The organism is Mycobacterium paraterrae (assembly GCF_022430545.2).
GTDB classification, from domain to species: domain Bacteria; phylum Actinomycetota; class Actinomycetes; order Mycobacteriales; family Mycobacteriaceae; genus Mycobacterium; species Mycobacterium paraterrae.
The window spans coordinates 3,313,289-3,330,099 of the sequence record NZ_CP092488.2; the positions used below are offsets into that span (position 1 = coordinate 3,313,289).

The 16,811-nt window shown below is 68.1% G+C and carries 17 protein-coding genes and 1 riboswitch; of the genes, 7 read left to right on the plus strand and 10 right to left on the minus strand.

The window, feature by feature from the left end; all coding sequences use genetic code 11:
- Positions 1–29: 29 nt before the first annotated feature.
- Positions 30–211: riboswitch (cobalamin riboswitch) on the minus strand.
- The 6 genes from MKK62_RS15985 to MKK62_RS16010 all read right to left on the minus strand — a co-directional run bounded on the left by MKK62_RS15985 (position 212) and on the right by MKK62_RS16010 (position 6,434).
- Positions 212–586 carry a DUF5073 family protein gene (locus tag MKK62_RS15985; RefSeq protein ID WP_240258988.1) on the minus strand — a complete coding sequence of 125 codons (375 nt, stop codon included), beginning with the start codon at positions 584–586 and terminating at the stop codon, positions 212–214. It abuts the riboswitch before it with no gap.
- 16 nt (positions 587–602) lie between these two features.
- Positions 603–1,391 (minus strand): heavy metal-binding domain-containing protein, encoded by a 789-nt coding sequence (locus MKK62_RS15990; RefSeq protein WP_240258986.1) that lies wholly within the window; start codon positions 1,389–1,391, stop codon positions 603–605.
- Between the two features lie 40 nt (positions 1,392–1,431).
- Complete coding sequence (ctpC, locus tag MKK62_RS15995; RefSeq protein WP_240264122.1) at positions 1,432–3,528, minus strand: manganese-exporting P-type ATPase CtpC; 2,097 nt, start codon at positions 3,526–3,528, stop codon at positions 1,432–1,434.
- Positions 3,529–3,592: 64 nt separating this feature from the next.
- Positions 3,593–3,877: a DUF1490 family protein gene (locus tag MKK62_RS16000; RefSeq protein WP_240258984.1), complete on the minus strand. Its 285-nt coding sequence runs from the start codon at positions 3,875–3,877 to the stop codon at positions 3,593–3,595.
- A 323-nt stretch (positions 3,878–4,200) separates the two neighbouring features.
- A complete protein-coding gene (locus MKK62_RS16005) occupies positions 4,201–4,872 on the minus strand; it encodes a TIGR03089 family protein (RefSeq protein WP_240264121.1) in 672 nt (223 codons plus the stop codon).
- A gap of 101 nt (positions 4,873–4,973) precedes the next feature.
- A complete protein-coding gene (locus tag MKK62_RS16010) occupies positions 4,974–6,434 on the minus strand; it encodes an LCP family protein (protein ID WP_434084952.1) in 1,461 nt (486 codons plus the stop codon).
- Positions 6,435–6,552: 118 nt separating this feature from the next.
- On the opposite strand from MKK62_RS16010, the gene rfbD reads away from it, so the two are divergent.
- The 3 genes from rfbD to manB are packed head-to-tail and all read left to right on the plus strand — an operon-like array spanning position 6,553 to position 9,375.
- The gene (gene rfbD, locus MKK62_RS16015; RefSeq protein WP_240258976.1) at positions 6,553–7,410 is read left to right on the plus strand and encodes a dTDP-4-dehydrorhamnose reductase; all 858 of its coding nucleotides are present in this window, start codon (positions 6,553–6,555) and stop codon (positions 7,408–7,410) included.
- Between the two features lie 35 nt (positions 7,411–7,445).
- The gene (locus MKK62_RS16020; protein WP_240258974.1) at positions 7,446–8,306 is read left to right on the plus strand and encodes a glycosyltransferase family 2 protein; all 861 of its coding nucleotides are present in this window, start codon (positions 7,446–7,448) and stop codon (positions 8,304–8,306) included.
- Position 8,307: 1 nt separating this feature from the next.
- Complete coding sequence (gene manB, locus MKK62_RS16025; RefSeq protein WP_240258972.1) at positions 8,308–9,375, plus strand: mannose-1-phosphate guanylyltransferase; 1,068 nt, start codon at positions 8,308–8,310, stop codon at positions 9,373–9,375.
- Between the two features lie 90 nt (positions 9,376–9,465).
- On the opposite strand, the gene MKK62_RS16030 is transcribed toward manB, so the two are convergent.
- Genes MKK62_RS16030 through cofD form a run of 3 tightly spaced genes read right to left on the minus strand, consistent with a single transcriptional unit; the run spans position 9,466 to position 12,358 of the window.
- Positions 9,466–10,014: an NUDIX hydrolase gene (locus MKK62_RS16030; RefSeq protein WP_240258970.1), complete on the minus strand. Its 549-nt coding sequence runs from the start codon at positions 10,012–10,014 to the stop codon at positions 9,466–9,468.
- Positions 10,011–11,369: a coenzyme F420-0:L-glutamate ligase gene (locus MKK62_RS16035; RefSeq protein ID WP_240258962.1), complete on the minus strand. Its 1,359-nt coding sequence runs from the start codon at positions 11,367–11,369 to the stop codon at positions 10,011–10,013. The genes MKK62_RS16030 and MKK62_RS16035 overlap by 4 nt, the downstream gene beginning before the upstream one ends.
- Positions 11,366–12,358, minus strand: coding sequence for a 2-phospho-L-lactate transferase (gene cofD, locus MKK62_RS16040; protein ID WP_240258960.1), 993 nt, complete (start codon positions 12,356–12,358; stop codon positions 11,366–11,368). Before cofD ends, MKK62_RS16035 begins: the two co-directional genes overlap by 4 nt.
- Positions 12,359–12,727: 369 nt before the next feature.
- On the opposite strand from cofD, the gene MKK62_RS16045 reads away from it, so the two are divergent.
- Positions 12,728–13,063 carry a WhiB family transcriptional regulator gene (locus MKK62_RS16045; protein WP_240264120.1) on the plus strand — a complete coding sequence of 112 codons (336 nt, stop codon included), beginning with the start codon at positions 12,728–12,730 and terminating at the stop codon, positions 13,061–13,063.
- A 120-nt stretch (positions 13,064–13,183) separates the two neighbouring features.
- On the opposite strand, the gene MKK62_RS16050 is transcribed toward MKK62_RS16045, so the two are convergent.
- Positions 13,184–13,606, minus strand: a complete 423-nt coding sequence (locus MKK62_RS16050; RefSeq protein ID WP_240264119.1) for a metallopeptidase family protein — start codon at positions 13,604–13,606, stop codon at positions 13,184–13,186.
- A 161-nt stretch (positions 13,607–13,767) separates the two neighbouring features.
- Here MKK62_RS16050 and MKK62_RS16055 point away from each other — a divergent pair, with 161 nt between their 5' ends.
- The 3 genes from MKK62_RS16055 (at position 13,768) to MKK62_RS16065 (ending at position 16,793) form a co-directional block, all read left to right on the plus strand.
- Positions 13,768–14,205 (plus strand): DUF3499 domain-containing protein, encoded by a 438-nt coding sequence (locus MKK62_RS16055; RefSeq protein WP_240258957.1) that lies wholly within the window; start codon positions 13,768–13,770, stop codon positions 14,203–14,205.
- A 93-nt stretch (positions 14,206–14,298) separates the two neighbouring features.
- Positions 14,299–15,708: a phosphomannomutase/phosphoglucomutase gene (locus MKK62_RS16060; protein ID WP_240258956.1), complete on the plus strand. Its 1,410-nt coding sequence runs from the start codon at positions 14,299–14,301 to the stop codon at positions 15,706–15,708.
- Entirely contained in the window at positions 15,705–16,793 is a 1,089-nt protein-coding gene (locus MKK62_RS16065; RefSeq protein WP_240258949.1) for a TobH protein, read from the plus strand. The genes MKK62_RS16060 and MKK62_RS16065 overlap by 4 nt, the downstream gene beginning before the upstream one ends.
- Positions 16,794–16,811 lie beyond the last annotated feature (18 nt).

A 16,811-nucleotide genomic window follows, 5' to 3' on the forward strand; every position in this document is an offset into this window, starting at 1 on the left:
ACTCTCGCTTTCGGGGTCGACCGCCCCGGCTCGCAGGACGCGATGACGTGAGTCTCCTGGCTCTCGGATCGCTGCTTGCCTCGCCTTCCGGCCGGGTGGGCCGTGGCTGGTGAGGGTCGCTCCCCGATGACAGTGGCGGGACCGCGCCGGATTCGCACCGGCTTCCTACGTCGTCATCGCCTTACGTGCGACATTGTCGCATCCTCGGGTGTCAGCCGGTGCCGGCGCTCAGCGCGTCGACCGCCGCGTCGATGTTGGGGACGACCGCGGAGCCGTGCCGGGCGACCAGTTGACCGAGGGCGCGAGCCAGGTGCGGCCCCACCGCGTCGGCCAGCAACACCTCCTCGCCGATCACGACGCCGCCCACCACGTGGGCCGCCATCAGCCGGGCGTCGGGGGTCACCTCGTACCGCCAGTCGCCGATCTGCAGCCGCGCGGGGTGCGACCTGAACATCCCGCGACGCTCGGCGGTGTGCACCACTCCCGGCAGGCCCGCAAAGACGTTGATCACCAATCCGATTCCGCCGGGGCCCGAAAGCGCGTCGGATATTGTGCGGCTTACTCGCTCGGCGTCGAACTGTGCCATCAGGTACTGAAGGCCATCAGTCGTTCATGGCCAGCACGAATTGCGGCGCGATCGTCTCGGCGGTACCGCTGCGGCGGACCGCGGTTCCCGCGGCGTAGAACTCCACGGTGTGAAAGCCCCAGGCGTAGTTCTGGATGTTGAAGTGGACTCCGACGACGCCGCTGGCGCCGTCGCGTTCGGCTTCACCCTGCATCCGCGACATGGCCAACTCGCGGGCTTCGTAGTTGCCCTGCGTCCACTGTGGCATCTCGGTATTGCGGCCCATCTGCCGAAGAGTCTGCATAAAGCCCTGCGCGGCAATGTGAAAGACGCAGTTACCCATGACGAAGGCGACCGGTGCCCAACCCGAGCGCAGCAGGGTGGTCAGGTCTTGTCCGGTCAGGTGGCTGGAAAACGCCTGCCCGTTGGCCCGCTTGAAGGCCCCCGGTTTGGGCGTGTAGCGCACCGCGGTGCCGACCGCGATGAACTCCAGGTGCTCCGCCTCGGCGCCGTGTTGGCGCCATTCCAGGCGAACGCCGACGACACCGTCGGCGCCCAGCGCGTCGGCTTCGGCCTGCATGCGGGCCATCGCGTTCCACCGGGCCCGATACGTCGCCTCCGTGAGCACCGGCAGCTCGGATTGTTGCCGGATACCGGTGAATTGGTAACCGACGTGGTAGACCGAGACGCCCATGACGAGGTCGAGGGGTTCGAAGCCGGCGCCGTGCAGCAGCGCGAATTCGTTGATGGACAGATCCGAGGTGAACACGCGGTCGGCGTGTGAGAGCCGTTCGCTGGCAACTGGGTCGAGCGGGGTCGATGACATCCGCACATCGTACGAGGCCAGCGTGTTTCTCCAGCGGCATTCAGTCCAGGCGGTACCGAATCAGACGTGAACTGTTTGCGACGACCGCCACCGAGGACGCGTTGTGCAGGATCGCGGCAAGCACCGGCGAGAGCGCGCCCCCGGCGCCGATCAGCAGCCCTGCGGCGTTGACGGCGATCGCCATGCCGTAGTTCTGCCGGATCACCTCGACCGCGCGCGTTCCCAGGTCGCCCACGTCCAGCAGTCGCCGTAGGTCGTCGTTGGCCAGCGCCACATCCGCGGTCTCCACCGCGACGTCAGTGCCGGCGAGGCCCATCGCAATACCGATGTCGGCGGCCGCCAGCGCGGGCGCGTCATTGATGCCGTCGCCGACCACACCGACGACGTACCCCTCGTCTTGAAGGTGGCGGACTACCTCGAGCTTGTCCTCGGGCATCACCTCGGCGCGCCACTCGTCGATACCGAGCTCGGCGGCAACGACTTTCGCGATCTCGGGATGATCGCCGGTGAGCATGACGATGCGACGAATCCCGTTGGCGCGCAGCTTCTTCAACACATCGGGCGCTTCAGTGCGGACCTCGTCCCGCAGGCTGATCAGGCCCACCAGGGTGTCGTCGACGGCAAGGAGCAGCGGAGTCTCGGCCTGCTGGCGCAGCTTGTCCACCCAGTCCGACGCCTCTTGTGAGACCGTGACGTGCTCGGCGCGCAGCAGCGACGGGCTGCCCAGCAACAGGGTCCGGCCGTCCGCCCAGGTCCGCATGCCCAGACCGACCAGCACCTCGCATTCCTCATGCGGCGGGATGGTGATCCGGCGTTCCTCGGTCGAGCGGATCACCGCCTCGGCCAGCGGGTGCCGGGAGTGCAGTTCCGAGCTCGCTGCGTAGGCGAGCACCTGTTCAGGCTGCCAATCATCATGCAGCGCAATGATGTTCGTGACGACGGGCCGGCCGACGGTGAGGGTTCCGGTCTTGTCGAAGACAATCGCGTCGACCCGACCGGCCTGCTCGAGGTGGGACCCGCCCTTGACCAGGATGCCGCGGCGTGCGCCGTTGCCGATCGCTGCGCTGATCGCAGTGGGCGTAGACAGGCCGACCGCGCAGGGGCAGGCGATCAGCAGCATCGTCATCGCGCGCCGGACATCTCCGGTCAACACGAGCGTGACCGCGGAGACGATGAACGATATCGGCACGAAGCGCCGGGAGAAGTTCTCGCCGACCGTCTGGATCGGTGCCCGGTCGAGCTGGGCCTCTTCTACCCGGGAGATGATCCGACCGATCGTGGTCTGGTTGCCGACCGCGCGGGCACGGATCACCAGGCGGCCGCGCAACACGACTGATCCGGCGTGTACGACCTTGCCGGCGACGATGCTCACCGGCAAGGTCTCGCCGGTGATCGCGGACTGGTCGACCACTGCCTCGCCGTCGACCACCTCGCCGTCGACCGGTATCGCCACGTGGTCGTGGACCACCACGTCGTCGCCGACCTGAACGGTATCGACCGGCACCTGGACCTCGTTACCGTCGTCCAGCTGAATCCAGGCCATGTCGGCGGTGCCACGCAGCAGATCCGAGATTGCCCGCCGGGTGCGACGCAGCGTCAGATCCTGAAGGTATTCACCGATGTTCAGCAGCCACAGCACGGTGAGCGCGACGACGTTCTCTCGCAACACCAGGCTGGCCACCGTCGCGGTGGTCACCAATGCGTCGGTGCCGGCGCGGCCGGATCGCAGCCCGCGCAACGCGCCGCGCAGGAACGGGTAGCCCATGAAAATCGTTGCGCCGGTGGCGACCAGCTGACCGGACGGGCCCAGCAGCGGGGGACGCTGGAACGCGTAGCGGCGCACACCGAGCAGCGCCAGCGCGGCGCCGCCGATCACCATGCGCAGGACTTCTGTGTTGCGAATGTCCGCCGATCGCGGAGTGCGAGCGGGAATCAGTTCGGCGGCAACGTGTTCGGCCTCGGCGATGGCCTTCAAAACTTTCTCGCGGTCCGTCCGCTTCGGCGAATACCAGACGACGACCGAGCCGGTGTGCGGGTAGGCGTGCACAGCGCGCACGCCCTGCTGACGGTCGACCGCTTCCTCTACCGCGACCGCGCGCCGCGAATTCGCGCGCACCCAGGGCGCCTTCACCCGCATGCGCCCCGCGGCGTCGGACACGACCTGGAGATCGGTCGTCACCTCGGCGAGCACAGCGCGCCGATCAGTGGTCGTGGTCGTGATCGTGGTCGCCGATGGCGGGCGGCTGCGCCTCCTCGCCAATGCGCTCGCGGGCCTCGGCCACCACGTCGGCCAGCTTCAGCCGGGCCGACTCCGCGGCTTCCTCGGCTCGCCGGGTGCCGCGCAGGCTCCACTCGGTCGCCGACACCGCGGCCTCGTGGATGGGGGCCTTGCTCAAACCCTTGCGCACGAGCTCGTAGGCGCTGACGCCGACCAGCCCGGTGACCACCGTCCCAGCAGCTTTTCCGAGTAGGCCTGACAGCACCATTGCGAACGTCCTCCTGTTGTCTCGTGGGCACGAGTTTATTCGTTTCGACGACCTCAGACGACGGTAGCATCGACATATAGCGATATCAACATGTGTCGTCGCGGGCTTTCGATTGCTCGAGCGCCCGGCCGGCGGGCCCCTGGAGCCGAGCGCCCGCTCGGCCGGGCATTCGCAGGAGCCTCAGCTATCCCAGGCGTACCACGCTCGACGGGGGTACCGATGTGCCCGCCTCTGAGCGAATTGGAGCCGCACATCGGCAAATTCGCTCGAAGGCGGGCAAAAGGTGCACGCCACCCGTCGTGATGCTGGTGGGGCTGGAGTGGCTAGATCGTGCGCGTGACCTTTTCCGTCTCCGACTTGCGGGCGAGCGTGGCGGGGTCGGGATTGGCGACGTAGACCAGCGACCCGCCCACCGACAGCACGCTGAGCAGGCCGTCGATCACGGCGTCGGCCCTGTCCCATGCCGCGCTGGACAACACCCGGTCGGTCGACGTCAACGTCAGCGTTTCTGCGGCTCGGTGGCACGCATCCAGTAACTCTCCGACGGATCGGCCGTCGAACGCCGGGCCGGGATTCGGCTCACCGACGATCCGGTCACCGTGCACCCGCACCGCGGTCGCGTAGTCGGTGACGCCGATCGGCAGGTCAGGCACCGGACGGCCGAAGGCGTCGAGTGAGAGCGCCGCTACCTCGCCGGCCCCGGTGGCGTCTGCCTCGTCCAGACGGTCGGCCGTGCAGAGTGCGACGTCGGCATCCCCGTCGAGCACGACTTCGGCGCCGATCCACCAGACCCCGAAAAGCACCGCCGCGGTCTGCCAGTGTGCGGGCAGCAGCACCGCAATGCGGCTACCGGGGCCCGCACCGAGCTCGTCGCGCAGCAGGTTGCCGGTCTTGGCCGCCCAGTTGGCCAGCGTCACGGCCGACAACTCGATGCGCTCGCCGGACGCGTCGTCGTAGTAGGTGATGCGCGGGCCCACCGGGTCGGCACGCAGCATCGGATCCAGAATCGCGGCGCTGAGATTAATTGGTGCCACTCCTCTTCATCGCGCTTCGCGCTCTGCATCGTCGTCGGCACGGTGTCGTCACCGCTCCAGTATTAGTTGACGCACTCCGGGTGGTCGGAGCCGGCGGTCAGGATCGGCGACGGCGGCGGAGCGTCCGACGAGTCGGGATGCGACGCGGCCGCCAGCTTCGGGCCGCCGTCGCTGAGTCCCGAGCCTGGGCCCGAGTAGTCGCTGCTGAGCACCACCCGGACCGTGCCCTGCGGCACCGAGGAATTGGCGACGACGGGCAGGCCGCCGAGTTCCTTGGCGACGGCCTGAGCGCCGACATCGTCCGGCTTGGCGGCCTGCACCTGGCTGTTCTTGACGTGCGCGGCGTCGTTGTTGCCGACCTTGCCTGTGCCGAATCCCTTGGCGGTCAACACTTGTGAGACCGACGAGGCCAGCCCGTTGATGTCGGTGTCGTTGAGCACGCTGGCGTTGGTCTTGTCCGGCGCATAGCTGAGCTCTTCGGTCTTGCCCTTGGCTTGCCCTTCCAAAAGGCCGGAAACCCAGGACTGCACCTGATGCGGATCGACGCGCACCACGCTGTGCATGCCGTCGTCGCTCCAGCCGGACTCGTCGAGCACCGGAATGGTGGCGAACGCGACCCGGCCGCCGGCGAGCTTCTGCAGCTGGTTGACGAAATCCATGATGTCCCAACCGGACGACAGCACGACCGAACGCTGGATCGCGGCCTGCAGGCGGTTCATCGTGGCCGGGCTGGACAGCGTCTTGCCGGAGATCACCTGGTGGGCCAGTGACGACATCACCACCTGCTGGCGTACCACGCGGTCGAGGTCGCCGCGGGGGAGTTCGTGCCGCTGGCGGACGAAGCTCAGCGCCTGCGGACCATTCAGCTTCTGCGGACCGGCTGGAAAGTCGGCACCCGAAAGTGGTTCGTAGACAGGTGCTTTGAGGCAGACATTGACTCCGCCGAGGGCGTCGGTGATCAGCGAGAAGCCGAGCAGCCCGATCTCGGCGTAGTGGTCGACGGTGACCCCGGTCAGGTCGCCGACGGTCTTGATCAACGCCTCGCGGCCGGCTTCGGTGCCCTCTCGCTCGGCCTCGTCCGGGGCGGCACCGGATTCGACCAGGCTGACCCGCTTCTCCTCCTTGGTCTGGCCGTAGACGCCGTTGATCTTGGTTTTCCCAAGACCCGGCGCGGACACGTAGGTGTCGCGGGGGATCGAGATCGCGGTCGCCGACTTCCCGTTGTCGGGGATGCGGACCAGGATGATCGTGTCGGTGTTGCTGGCCACTTCATCGCCGGCCCGCAGCGACGCCAACTCCTGCGGGCTCAGCGGGTTGCCGTGCGCGTCGGTGCGGCTGTCCATACCGACCAGCAGGATGTCGATCGCACCGTCATCGTCACCATGTCCCAGCGACGGCGAAAACACGTGGTAGATCCCGTCCTCGAAGGAGCGGACCTTGCTCCACGCCACCCCCGTCACCAGGACGACCAATGCGGCCGTCACCGTCGCAATCACACGAATCACCCGCTGCTCAGGCATCACGCTAGATTACTTGTGTAACACCCGTAACTGGGGTAACCGGGTCTCGGCGTGCCAGACTTGCGATCGATGGCCGCTGGCGACGATGCAGAGCGGAGCGATGAGGAGGAGCGGCGCTAGATTGGCTAGCAGAATTGTGATCGCTGGGGCAGGCGGGCAGGTTGGCAGCTTCCTCAAGGCCGAGGCGACCAGACAGGGACGTGACGTGCTGGCGTTGACGTCGTCGCAATGGGACATCGCGGATCCCCAGCGCGCCGGCCAGATCGTGCAGGCCGGCGACATCGTGGTCAACTGCGCGGCCTACACCGCCGTCGACGACGCGGAACGCGAACCGGACCGCGCGCATGCGATCAACGCCGCCGGCCCGGGCTACATCGCGCAGGCCTGCGCGCAGGTGGGCGCGCAGATGGTGCACATCTCGACCGATTACGTCTTCGACGGCGCTGCTTCCCGTCCATACGAGCCAGATGACGAAACCCGCCCGCTGAGTGTCTACGGGCAGACCAAGTTGGCCGGCGAGCACGCGGTGCTGGAGGCGTTGCCGCAGGCCGTGGTGGTCCGGACCGCGTGGGTCTACACCGGCGGCAACGGCAAGGACTTCGTTGCGGCGATGCGCAGACTGGCCGCCGGAGACGCCGTCGTCAACATGGTCGACGACCAGACCGGCTCGCCCACCTATACCGCTGACCTGGTCGCTGCCCTGCTCGAGGTGGCCGACGGCAAAGTGCACGCCCCCGGCGGCATCGTGCACGCCGCCAATGCCGGCGAGGTCACGCGCTACGGGCAGACTCGCGCGGTGTTCGAGATTCTCGGCGCCGACCCCGACCGGGTGCGGCCGGTGAGCAGTGCCGACAACCCACGACCGGCTGTGCGGCCGGCGTACTCGGCGCTGTCCGGTCGCCAGTCGCAAGCGGCGGGACTCTCGCCGCTGCGTCCGTGGCGCGATGCACTCGCCGCGGCGCTCGCTGTTCCCTGCTGAGGCGCTTGCGCCTCCTCGACCGCTACCCTCAACGCGTGAGTGACGTCCTGCCGGTAGTGACCGTGACCTATTCGCCGGGCGTGCATCTCGACCGTTTCCTGGCCTCGCTGTCCCACGCGACCGAGCGGCCGGTGAGCGTTTTGATGGCCGACAACGGCTCCACCGACGGCACCCCGCAGGCCGCGGTCGAGCGCTATCCGGGCGTTCAGCTGCTGCCCATGGGGGACAACCTCGGTTACGGCAGCGCGGTGAACCGCGCGGTAGCCGAGTTGGGTGACGCCGACGAGTGGATCGTCGTGGCCAATCCCGACGTTCAGTGGGGTCCGGGCAGCATCGACGCGCTGCTGGACGCCGCGACGCGCTGGCCGCGCGCTGCGACGCTGGGTCCACTGATCCACGACCCCGACGGGTCGGTGTATCCGTCGGCGCGCGAATTACCCAGCCTGATCCGCGGCGGGATGCACGCCGTGCTCGGACCGCTGTGGAAGAAGAACCCGTGGACGGCCGCCTACCGCCAGGAGCGGCTCGAACCCAGCGAGCGACCGGTCGGCTGGCTGTCCGGCTCATGTCTGCTGGTGCGCCGCGCGGCGTTCGAGCAGGTCGGCGGGTTCGACGAGCGCTACTTCATGTACATGGAAGACGTCGATCTCGGCGACCGGCTGGGCCGGGCCGGCTGGCTGAACGTCTACGTGCCGACGGCCGAAGTGCTTCACCACAAAGGGCATGCGACCGCGCGCGAATCGTCGCGCAATCTGGCCGCGCATCACAAAAGCACCTATACCTACCTTGCCGACCGGCATCCTGGGCCTTGGCGTGCGCCGCTGCGCTGGGGCTTCCGGGCCGGCCTGGCAGTGCGGTCGCGTGTGATGATGCGTAACTCCGAAGGGCGGAGCTGACATGAAACCGGTTGACGCGGTTGTTCTGGTCGGCGGCAAGGGCACCCGGCTGCGCCCGCTGACGCTCTCGGCGCCCAAGCCGATGTTGCCGACGGCCGGTCTGCCGTTCCTGACTCACCTGCTGTCTCGCATTGCCGCGGCCGGGATCGAGCACGTGATTCTCGGAACGTCCTACAAGCCGACGGTTTTCGAGGCGGAATTCGGCGACGGCTCGAAATTGGGTCTGCAGATCGAGTACGTCACGGAGCAGACGCCGCTGGGCACCGGCGGCGGAATCGCCAATGTGGCGAGCCGTCTGCGCTACGACACAGCGATGGTGTTCAACGGCGACGTGCTGTCCGGTGCCGACCTCGGTCAGCTGCTGGACTCCCATTATGAGCAGCAGGCCGACCTGACGCTGCACTTGGTTCGGGTCGGCGACCCGCGCGCCTTCGGTTGCGTGCCGACCGAAAATGGCCGTGTGACAGCGTTTTTGGAGAAGACGGAAGATCCGCCGACCGACCAGATCAACGCCGGCTGCTACGTATTCTCCCGCGAGACCATCGATCGCATCCCGCGCGGGCGCGAGGTGTCGGTCGAGCGGGAAGTGTTCCCCACGCTGCTGTCGGACGGCGTCAAGGTGTGCGGCTACGTCGATGCCAGCTACTGGCGCGACATGGGCACCCCGGAAGACTTCGTACGCGGTTCGGCTGATCTGGTGCGCGGCATCGCGCCGTCGCCGGCGCTCGGCGGCCACCGCGGTGAACAGCTGGTGCACGACGGCGCGGCGGTGTCGCCGGGTGCGTTGCTCATCGGCGGCACGGTCGTCGGGCGCGGCGCCGAAATCGGGCCGGGCGCACGGCTGGACGGCGCGGTGATCTTCGACGGCGTGAAGGTGGAGGCGGGCAGCGTGATCGAGCGCTCGATCATCGGGTTCGGCGCGCGGATCGGTCCGCGCGCGCTGATTCGCGACGGCGTGATCGGCGACGGCGCCGACATCGGTGCCCGCTGCGAGCTGCTGCGCGGAGCGCGGGTATGGCCGGGCGTCGCCATCCCCGACGGCGGAATCCGCTACTCCAGCGACGTCTAGGCGGGCTTCACTCGCCGAGCCTGCGGCTGGCCGCACTCTGGGGCTCGAGCGTGCGTCTAGCCGCACTCTCGGCGGACGGCGGCGGCGAGACTACAGCCGGCCGCCCGCTCCGGTCGCCTGCTGCACCAGATATCTCAGTGCCTCGTCGGTGCCGTCGGGCAGCCCGTCGATTGGCCACCAACGCAGGTCGACGGATTCGTCGCTGAGCACGATCTGCGCGCCTGCCGGCGCGTGCGCCACGAACTGCAGGTCGAGATGGCGGGTCGGCACACCCAGCGAACAGGTGAGCGCGTGCACATTGATCGCGGCCAGGTCGGGCGACAGCGTCAACCCGCCGACACCGGATTCCTCGACGGCCTCACGCAGCGCGGCCGCGTGGATGTCCGCGTCGGAATCCTCGCAGTGCCCGCCCAATTGGACCCACCGGCCGAGTCGCGGATGCAGCGTCAGCAGGACTTGGCCCCCGCTGTCGTCCAGCACCAGCGCCGACGCGGTGATGTGTCCTGGCACGCATTCCCGCCGGCAGGCGTCCTCGCGGGCGTCTAGGAACGCCAGCACGGCGTTGCGGATCGAGTCCTGCGAATGGTCTGGTGGCCGCCAGTCGCTGAGCAGCGCGATCGCCGAGGACCGCACGCTCACTTGCGCACCAGCAGATCGCCGACCTTTACCGGTTCGCGAGGCTCGGTGACGGGCTCGTTCGGATGGCCGATCGCGATGGCGCCCAACGGTTCCCAATCCCCGGGCAGGTCCAGCTCGGCGCGAACCAAGTCAGCGGCGAAAATCGTCGACCCGATCCAGCAGCTGCCGACGCCGCGCACCGCCAAGGCCACCAGCAGGGCCTGAACCGCGGCGCCGACCGCGACGGTGAACATCGTGTGCTCGGCGTCGGTGCGGGCGGCGTCGGGATAACTGTGGGCGCCGTCGGGCACCAGGAAGGGGATGACGACTTCGGGTGCGTCGTAGAGGATCTGGCCGCGCGCGACCCGTCGCTCGACCGCGTCGGCGGGCTTGCCGTCGCCGGTGAGGTCGGCTCGCCACTTGTCGCGCATCCGCTCGAGCAGCCGGTCGCGGATGGCCCGGGTCTGCAGCCACACGAAGCGCACCGGCCGGGTGTGGTGCGGTGCGGGGGCGGTCAGCGCTTCGGCCACCGCGTCTTCGATCAGGTGCGGCGCCACGGGCTCGTCGGCGAACTGGCGTATCGAGCGCCGGAACAGCTGCGCCTGTCGGCGACCGAGCTCCAGGGCTTCCGCGGTACCGAGCCAGAACAGGTCGTCGGTGCCAGAGCGCACGAGATGGCGCGCGGTCGCCCCGGTTTCGGTGACCACAGCGGCGGGCAACCCGCGCACGACCGCGACCGGGACCGCGGTCAGCTTGCCTTTGACGAGGTCGGCCGCGGCCGCGATTTCGTCAGCGACCGCGACTTCGGTGACCACCAGTTCGTTGCCGTGCCGGTCGACCGCGCCGGCGTAGCCGTGCAGCACCGAGACGCCGGCCGAGCCCACGGCGGCGTCGGTTTGGCCGTTGCGCCAGGCGCGGCCCATGGTGTCGGTGATGACGACACCGACGGTGACACCCAGGACGTCGCGCAGCCCGGACCGTAGCGCCGCGGCACTGCCATCGGGATCGACGGGCAGCAAAGCCAATTCGTCGGTGCCGATGTTGGATCCGTCGACGCCAGACGCCGCCTGCACCACACCCAGCCCGTTCTCGGTGATCAGCGTACGGCCTTTGCGCGCCAGTACTCGAACGGATTCAGCGTCAACGAGCTTGCGGCGCAGGGTATCTCGTTGTTCGGGGTCTTCCGGCGCGGGCACCAGGCGGCCTTCGCACTTGGACAGCACTTTGCTGGTCACCACCAACACGTCGCCGTCGCGCAACCAGGGCGCGGCCGTCGCGAGCGCCGCGGTCAGGTCGTCGCCGGGCCGGAACTCCGGAAGCCCGGTCACCGGCAGGATTTCGATCGGCGACGCGGCGCCGTGCTCGCTGGTGCTCATACCGCCACGCCCGCAAGCTCGAGCCCGGCTCGAACCATCTCGGCGGTCGCCTTGGGGTCGGTCATCAGCAGCGGCACCGAACGCACTCCCATGCCGTCGATCTCGGCATGGTCGCCCTCATGAATCAGCCAGTAGTCCAGGATGCCGGTGCCGGCTCGCGCGCCGTGATACCGACCGACCGCTTCAGCGGTCGACTCCACGCCAATGACAGTCAGGCACGCATCGGCCATCCCGCGCAATGGTTTTCCGCCGATGATCGGCGAGTAGCCAACGATGGGGGCGCCAGTGGACCGCAGTGCCGAGCGTATCCCGGGGACGGCCAGGATCGCGCCGACGCTCACCACTGGGTTGGACGGGGCAATCAAGACCGCATCGGCGTCGGCAATCGAATCAGTGACTTCTGTTGTGGCATTGGCTTTTTCGGCCCCAATAAATGCGAAGCTGTGGGTCGGCACCTGCGCGCGGTAACGCACCCACCACTCTTGGAAATGAATCGCTCGTCGGCTCCCGTCGTCGGGATCGGTAATGACGACGTGGGTTTCGCAACGGTCGTCGGTGACGGGCAGCAGTCGCGCACCGGGTTGCCAGCGGTCGCACAACGCGGCGGTCACCTGGGAGAGCGGATAACCGGCCCGCAGCATCTGGCTGCGCACGAGGTGCGTCGCCAGATCTCGATCACCGAGTCCGAACCAGTCCGGCTGAACCCCGTATTGCGCGAGTTCCTCTTTGGCGTGCCAGGTTTCGTTGCGGTGGCCCCAGCCACGCTCCGGGTCGACGCCCCCGCCCAGGGTGTACATGCAGGTGTCCAGGTCCGGGCAGATGCGCACCCCGTGCATCCAGGCATCGTCGCCGATGTTCACCACAGCCGTCAGTTCGTGGTCGCCGGCAGGCGAGGAGCCGGAGCCGAATTGGCCGAGGCCGAGCAGCTGTTGCACCCCCAGCAGGAAGCGCGCGCCGCCGACCCCGCCGACCAAAACCGTCACCTTCACACCGCACGACAGTACGCGCGGCGACGTCGCAAACCCGGGGAGAGTCGGGTGAGAGAATCACCCGGTTGGTGCCGGATTGCCTTGTGTGACAGGTGTGACCGACACGCCACGCCCGGTCAAGGCTCAGTGCCGCAAAAAATTGATCACGAGATGGTATGGAAATCTGCCGATTCGCTTGCGAATCCGGTCTTACCCGTGTGTAATCACAGCAGTGTCATTTCGGTTGGCCGGCCGGATTCGGTGTCGCAGACCGAGATTCGATCAAATGTTCGAATCAGAGATGACCGAAATCAAAACAGTGGTCACAATCGCGAACTACGAAACCAGGTGAGGAGGCGGAGCATGTCCTATGAACACCTTCGGGGGCTAATGGGAGGAACACCGCACACCGTGCCCGGTCTGCCGTTGACAGGGGTATCGCAAAGGCCCCATTTGAGTTTGGTTCCCGACGCCATCGAAGACGAATTCGAGGGCACCGAGGAGGCAACCGACCAGTGGCAAGACCGAGCATTGTGCGCACAAACGGATCCAGAGGCGTTCTTTCCTGAGAAGGGCGGCTCCACCCGCGAGGCCAAAAAGATCTGCCTTGGCTGCGAAGTGCGGAGCGAATGCCTCGAGTACGCCTTGGCTCACGACGAGCGGTTCGGCATATGGGGTGGGCTTTCCGAGCGCGAGCGTCGTCGCCTCAAGCGCGGAATCATCTGACCTCAAAGATCATCGAATAGCGGGTGACCCGCTGAGCGTGCAGCAGCCGCGCTCGCGGTCGCCCGCTTATTCGTCTTGTGACCCGCGGCGCGCGGCGGCGCCGCGCTTGCGATCACCCATTTATTCGTCTTCTATCGTCGGGTCGATGACCGACGGTTCGACATCCAGATAGGTGGCGACCTGGGCCACCAGAATTTCGTGCAGCAGTTCGGCCAGCTCGATGGTGTCTTTGGCGCGTCGTTCGATTGGTTTGCGGAACAGCACAACTCGCGCACGGGTGGCGCTGCCGCGCACGTCGACGCCCGCGGCGATCAACCGGGCCAGCGCGATCGGCCCGTCGGCGACCACCTCGGGCGGCCACTGCACGTTGTGCGGATCCTTCGCCGAAATCCGCGGGATCTCGTCGACGGCGACGTCGAGCCCGGACAGTCGGTCCTGCCAACGCCGCTCGATCGGCTCGTAGGCTTCGAGAACCGCCATGTCGAAGCGTTCGGCGCGGCTCCGCCATCCCGGAACTGTCGGCGGCAGCAGTGGGCCCCGCATGTCGCGGCCGCGGCGCGACACCTTTTTCCCCGGCGAGCGCCGACCGCGCGGGGAGCTGCGCGAATCGCTCACCTGGCGATGGTAACGGTTGGGCATCCAGGCCCGAATGCATGCGCGTGTCCGCCGGGGCGCGAACGTTTTCGCACGATAACCTCTCGATCGTGAACGTTCCGCGTCGCTGCTGCCGGCCAGGGTGTCCGCATTACGCGGTTGCGACGCTGACCTTCGTCTACTCGGACTCCACAGCGGTCGTCGGCCCGCTGGCCGTCGCCAGCGAGCCGCACTCCTGGGACCTTTGCGTGAGCCATGCCAGCCGCATCACCGCCCCGCGCGGGTGGGAACTGGTTCGGCATGCCGGCCCGCTGGCCACCAACCCCGACGAAGACGATCTGATCGCGCTGGCCGAGGCCGTGCGGGAGGGCCGCGATGTGGCCGCCGGCGGTGGCACCGTCAACGGCTTTCACGAGGCCGCCGGGCAGTTCGGCGTGGCGCCGGCCGAGGCGCCCGCCACCGGAGTGCTGACGACGGCCGCCCCGCGACCGGCGACGAACGGTCGTCGCCGCGGTCACCTGCGGGTGCTGCCCGACCCCGCGGAGTAGCAAAGCTTTAATAGGCGTGCTCACCCTCTTGTCGCCTACCCGAGATAGGCTTGGCGGCACCCTAATACGTCGCCGTCGTCAGGAGCCCTCTCGATGTCTCGGCCCCCTGCGGCTGTTCACCGTGTCATCAAGGCGTATGACGTGCGAGGTCTGGTCGGTACGGAGATCGACGAGTCGTTCGTCAAAGAGGTCGGCGCGGCCTTCGCCCGGTTGATGCGTAGCGAAGGCGCCCACCAGGTCGTCGTCGGCTACGACATGCGGGACAGCTCTCCAGCGCTGGCGGCCGCCTTCGGCGACGGCGTCAACGAGCACGGCCTGGACGTGGTCCGGATCGGGCTGGCGTCCACCGATCAGCTCTACTTCGCCTCGGGGCTGCTCGACTGCCCGGGCGCGATGTTCACCGCGAGCCACAATCCGGCCGCATACAACGGCATCAAGCTGTGCAGGGCGGGGGCCAAACCGGTCGGTGCCGACACCGGACTGACGACCATCAGCGACGAGGTGATCGCCGGTGTGCCAACGCCCACCGGGACCACCGCCGGAACCACGACCGACAAAGACGTGCTGGCCGAGTATGGGGAATTCCTGCGCTCGCTGGTCAACACCGACGGACTGCGTCCGCTGCGGGTGGCCGTCGACGCGGGCAACGGGATGGCTGGCCACACCGCCCCCGCGGTCCTCGGTGCCATCGAGTCGCTCACGTTGCTGCCGCTGTACTTCGAGCTCGACGGCTCGTTCCCGAACCACGAGGCCAACCCGCTCGACCCGGCCAACTTGGCCGATCTGCAGACGTTCGTGCGTGAGAGCGGGGCCGACATCGGGCTGGCCTTCGACGGCGACGCCGACCGCTGCTTCGTCATCGACGAGCGTGGCCGCCCGGTCTCGCCGTCGACGGTCACCGCGCTCGTCGCCGCGCGGGAGTTGACCCGCGAAATCGGCGCGACCGTGATCCACAACCTGATCACTTCACGCGCGGTGCCCGAGTTGGTGATCGAGCGCGGTGGCACCCCGGTCCGATCGCGGGTGGGGCACTCCTACATCAAGGCGCTGATGGCCGAAACGGGCGCCATCTTCGGCGGCGAACACTCGGCGCACTACTACTTCCGCGACTTCTGGGGAGCCGACTCGGGCATGCTCGCCGCGCTCTACGTGCTGGCCGCACTCGGCCGGGCGGACCGCCCGTTGTCCGACCTAACCGCGGACTACCAACTCTACGAATCGTCCGGCGAAATCAATTTCACCGTCGACGATTCTGCGACCTGCGTCGAGGCGGTGCTCAAGGCATTCGGCAAGCGGATTCAATCCATCGACCACCTGGACGGGGTGACGGTCGACCTGGGCGAAGGCAGCTGGTTCAACCTGCGTACCTCCAACACCGAGCCGCTGTTAAGGCTGAACGTGGAAGGGCGCAGCAGCGAGGACGTCGACGCGGTCGTCGAACAGGTCGCCCGCGAGATCAGGCGGCTCACGGACCGGCGAGCCGAACCCGAGGCCGTCAGGTGAACGCGGCCCCCGCCGTGATCGACCTCGACGACACCGACGGCCTGCTCGGGGCCGATCGCGACGGGCTGCTGCGGGCGGCGTCGATGGCCGGCGCACACGTCCGGTCAGCCGCCGCCGCCGTCGACGAAGGCGCCCTGGATTCGCTGCACGACTCGGGTGACCGACCGCGGACCATCATCTGGGTGGCCGGGCGCGGCGTCGCCGAGACGGCGGGCACGATGCTGGCCGCGACGTCCGGCGGGTCGGCGCCGGCGCCGATCGTCATCGCCGCCGAGGCGCCGCCGTGGATCGGACCGCTGGACGTCCTGATCGTCGCCGGAGACGATCCCGGCGACCCGGCTCTGGTCGGGGCGGCCGCGAGTGGAGTGCGCCGCGGCGCACGAGTGGTGATCGCTACGCCGTATGAAGGCCCGATGCGGGACAGCACCGCGGGCCGGGTCGCGGTGCTGGAGCCACGGCTGCCGGTTGCGCCCGAGTTCGGACTTTCTCGGTTCCTGGCCGCTGGGCTGGCAGTCCTTGGCGCCGTCGATTCCCGACTTCGGGTGGACCTGGCGGCCATGGCCGACGAACTGGACGCGGAAGCATTGCGCAACAGCGCCGGGCGTGAATTGTTCACCAATCCGGCCAAGGCACTGGTCGAGCGGATCTCGCGACGCCGGGTGGTGTTTGCCGGCGACTGCGCCGCGACGCTCGCGCTGGCTCGACACGCGTCCGGCATGCTGCTCCGCGTCGCGCACGAGGTAGCGGCCGCCAGCAGCATGGCGGACGCTTTGGTGGCACTGCGGGCCGGTCCGGGGCCCGCCTTCGTCGATCCGACGGAATCGTTGTTCCACGACGAGGAAATCGATGGACCGATCGCGGATCGGCTGAGGCTGTTGGTGCTGACACTGGAAGCCGAACGGGCCGTAGTCACGGCACGGGTTGCCGGTTTGCACGACGTCGACCTGGTCGGCGCCGGGGACGTGCCGGACGCGGTGGACCGCGGCCCCGCCCTGCCCGGAGCGCAACGGGCCGAGCAACAGCTGGCGATATTGGCGGTCCGGTTGGAGATGGCGGCGGTTTATTTGCGGCTGGTGCGGGGATAACTGGTTCTGAGGTAATGG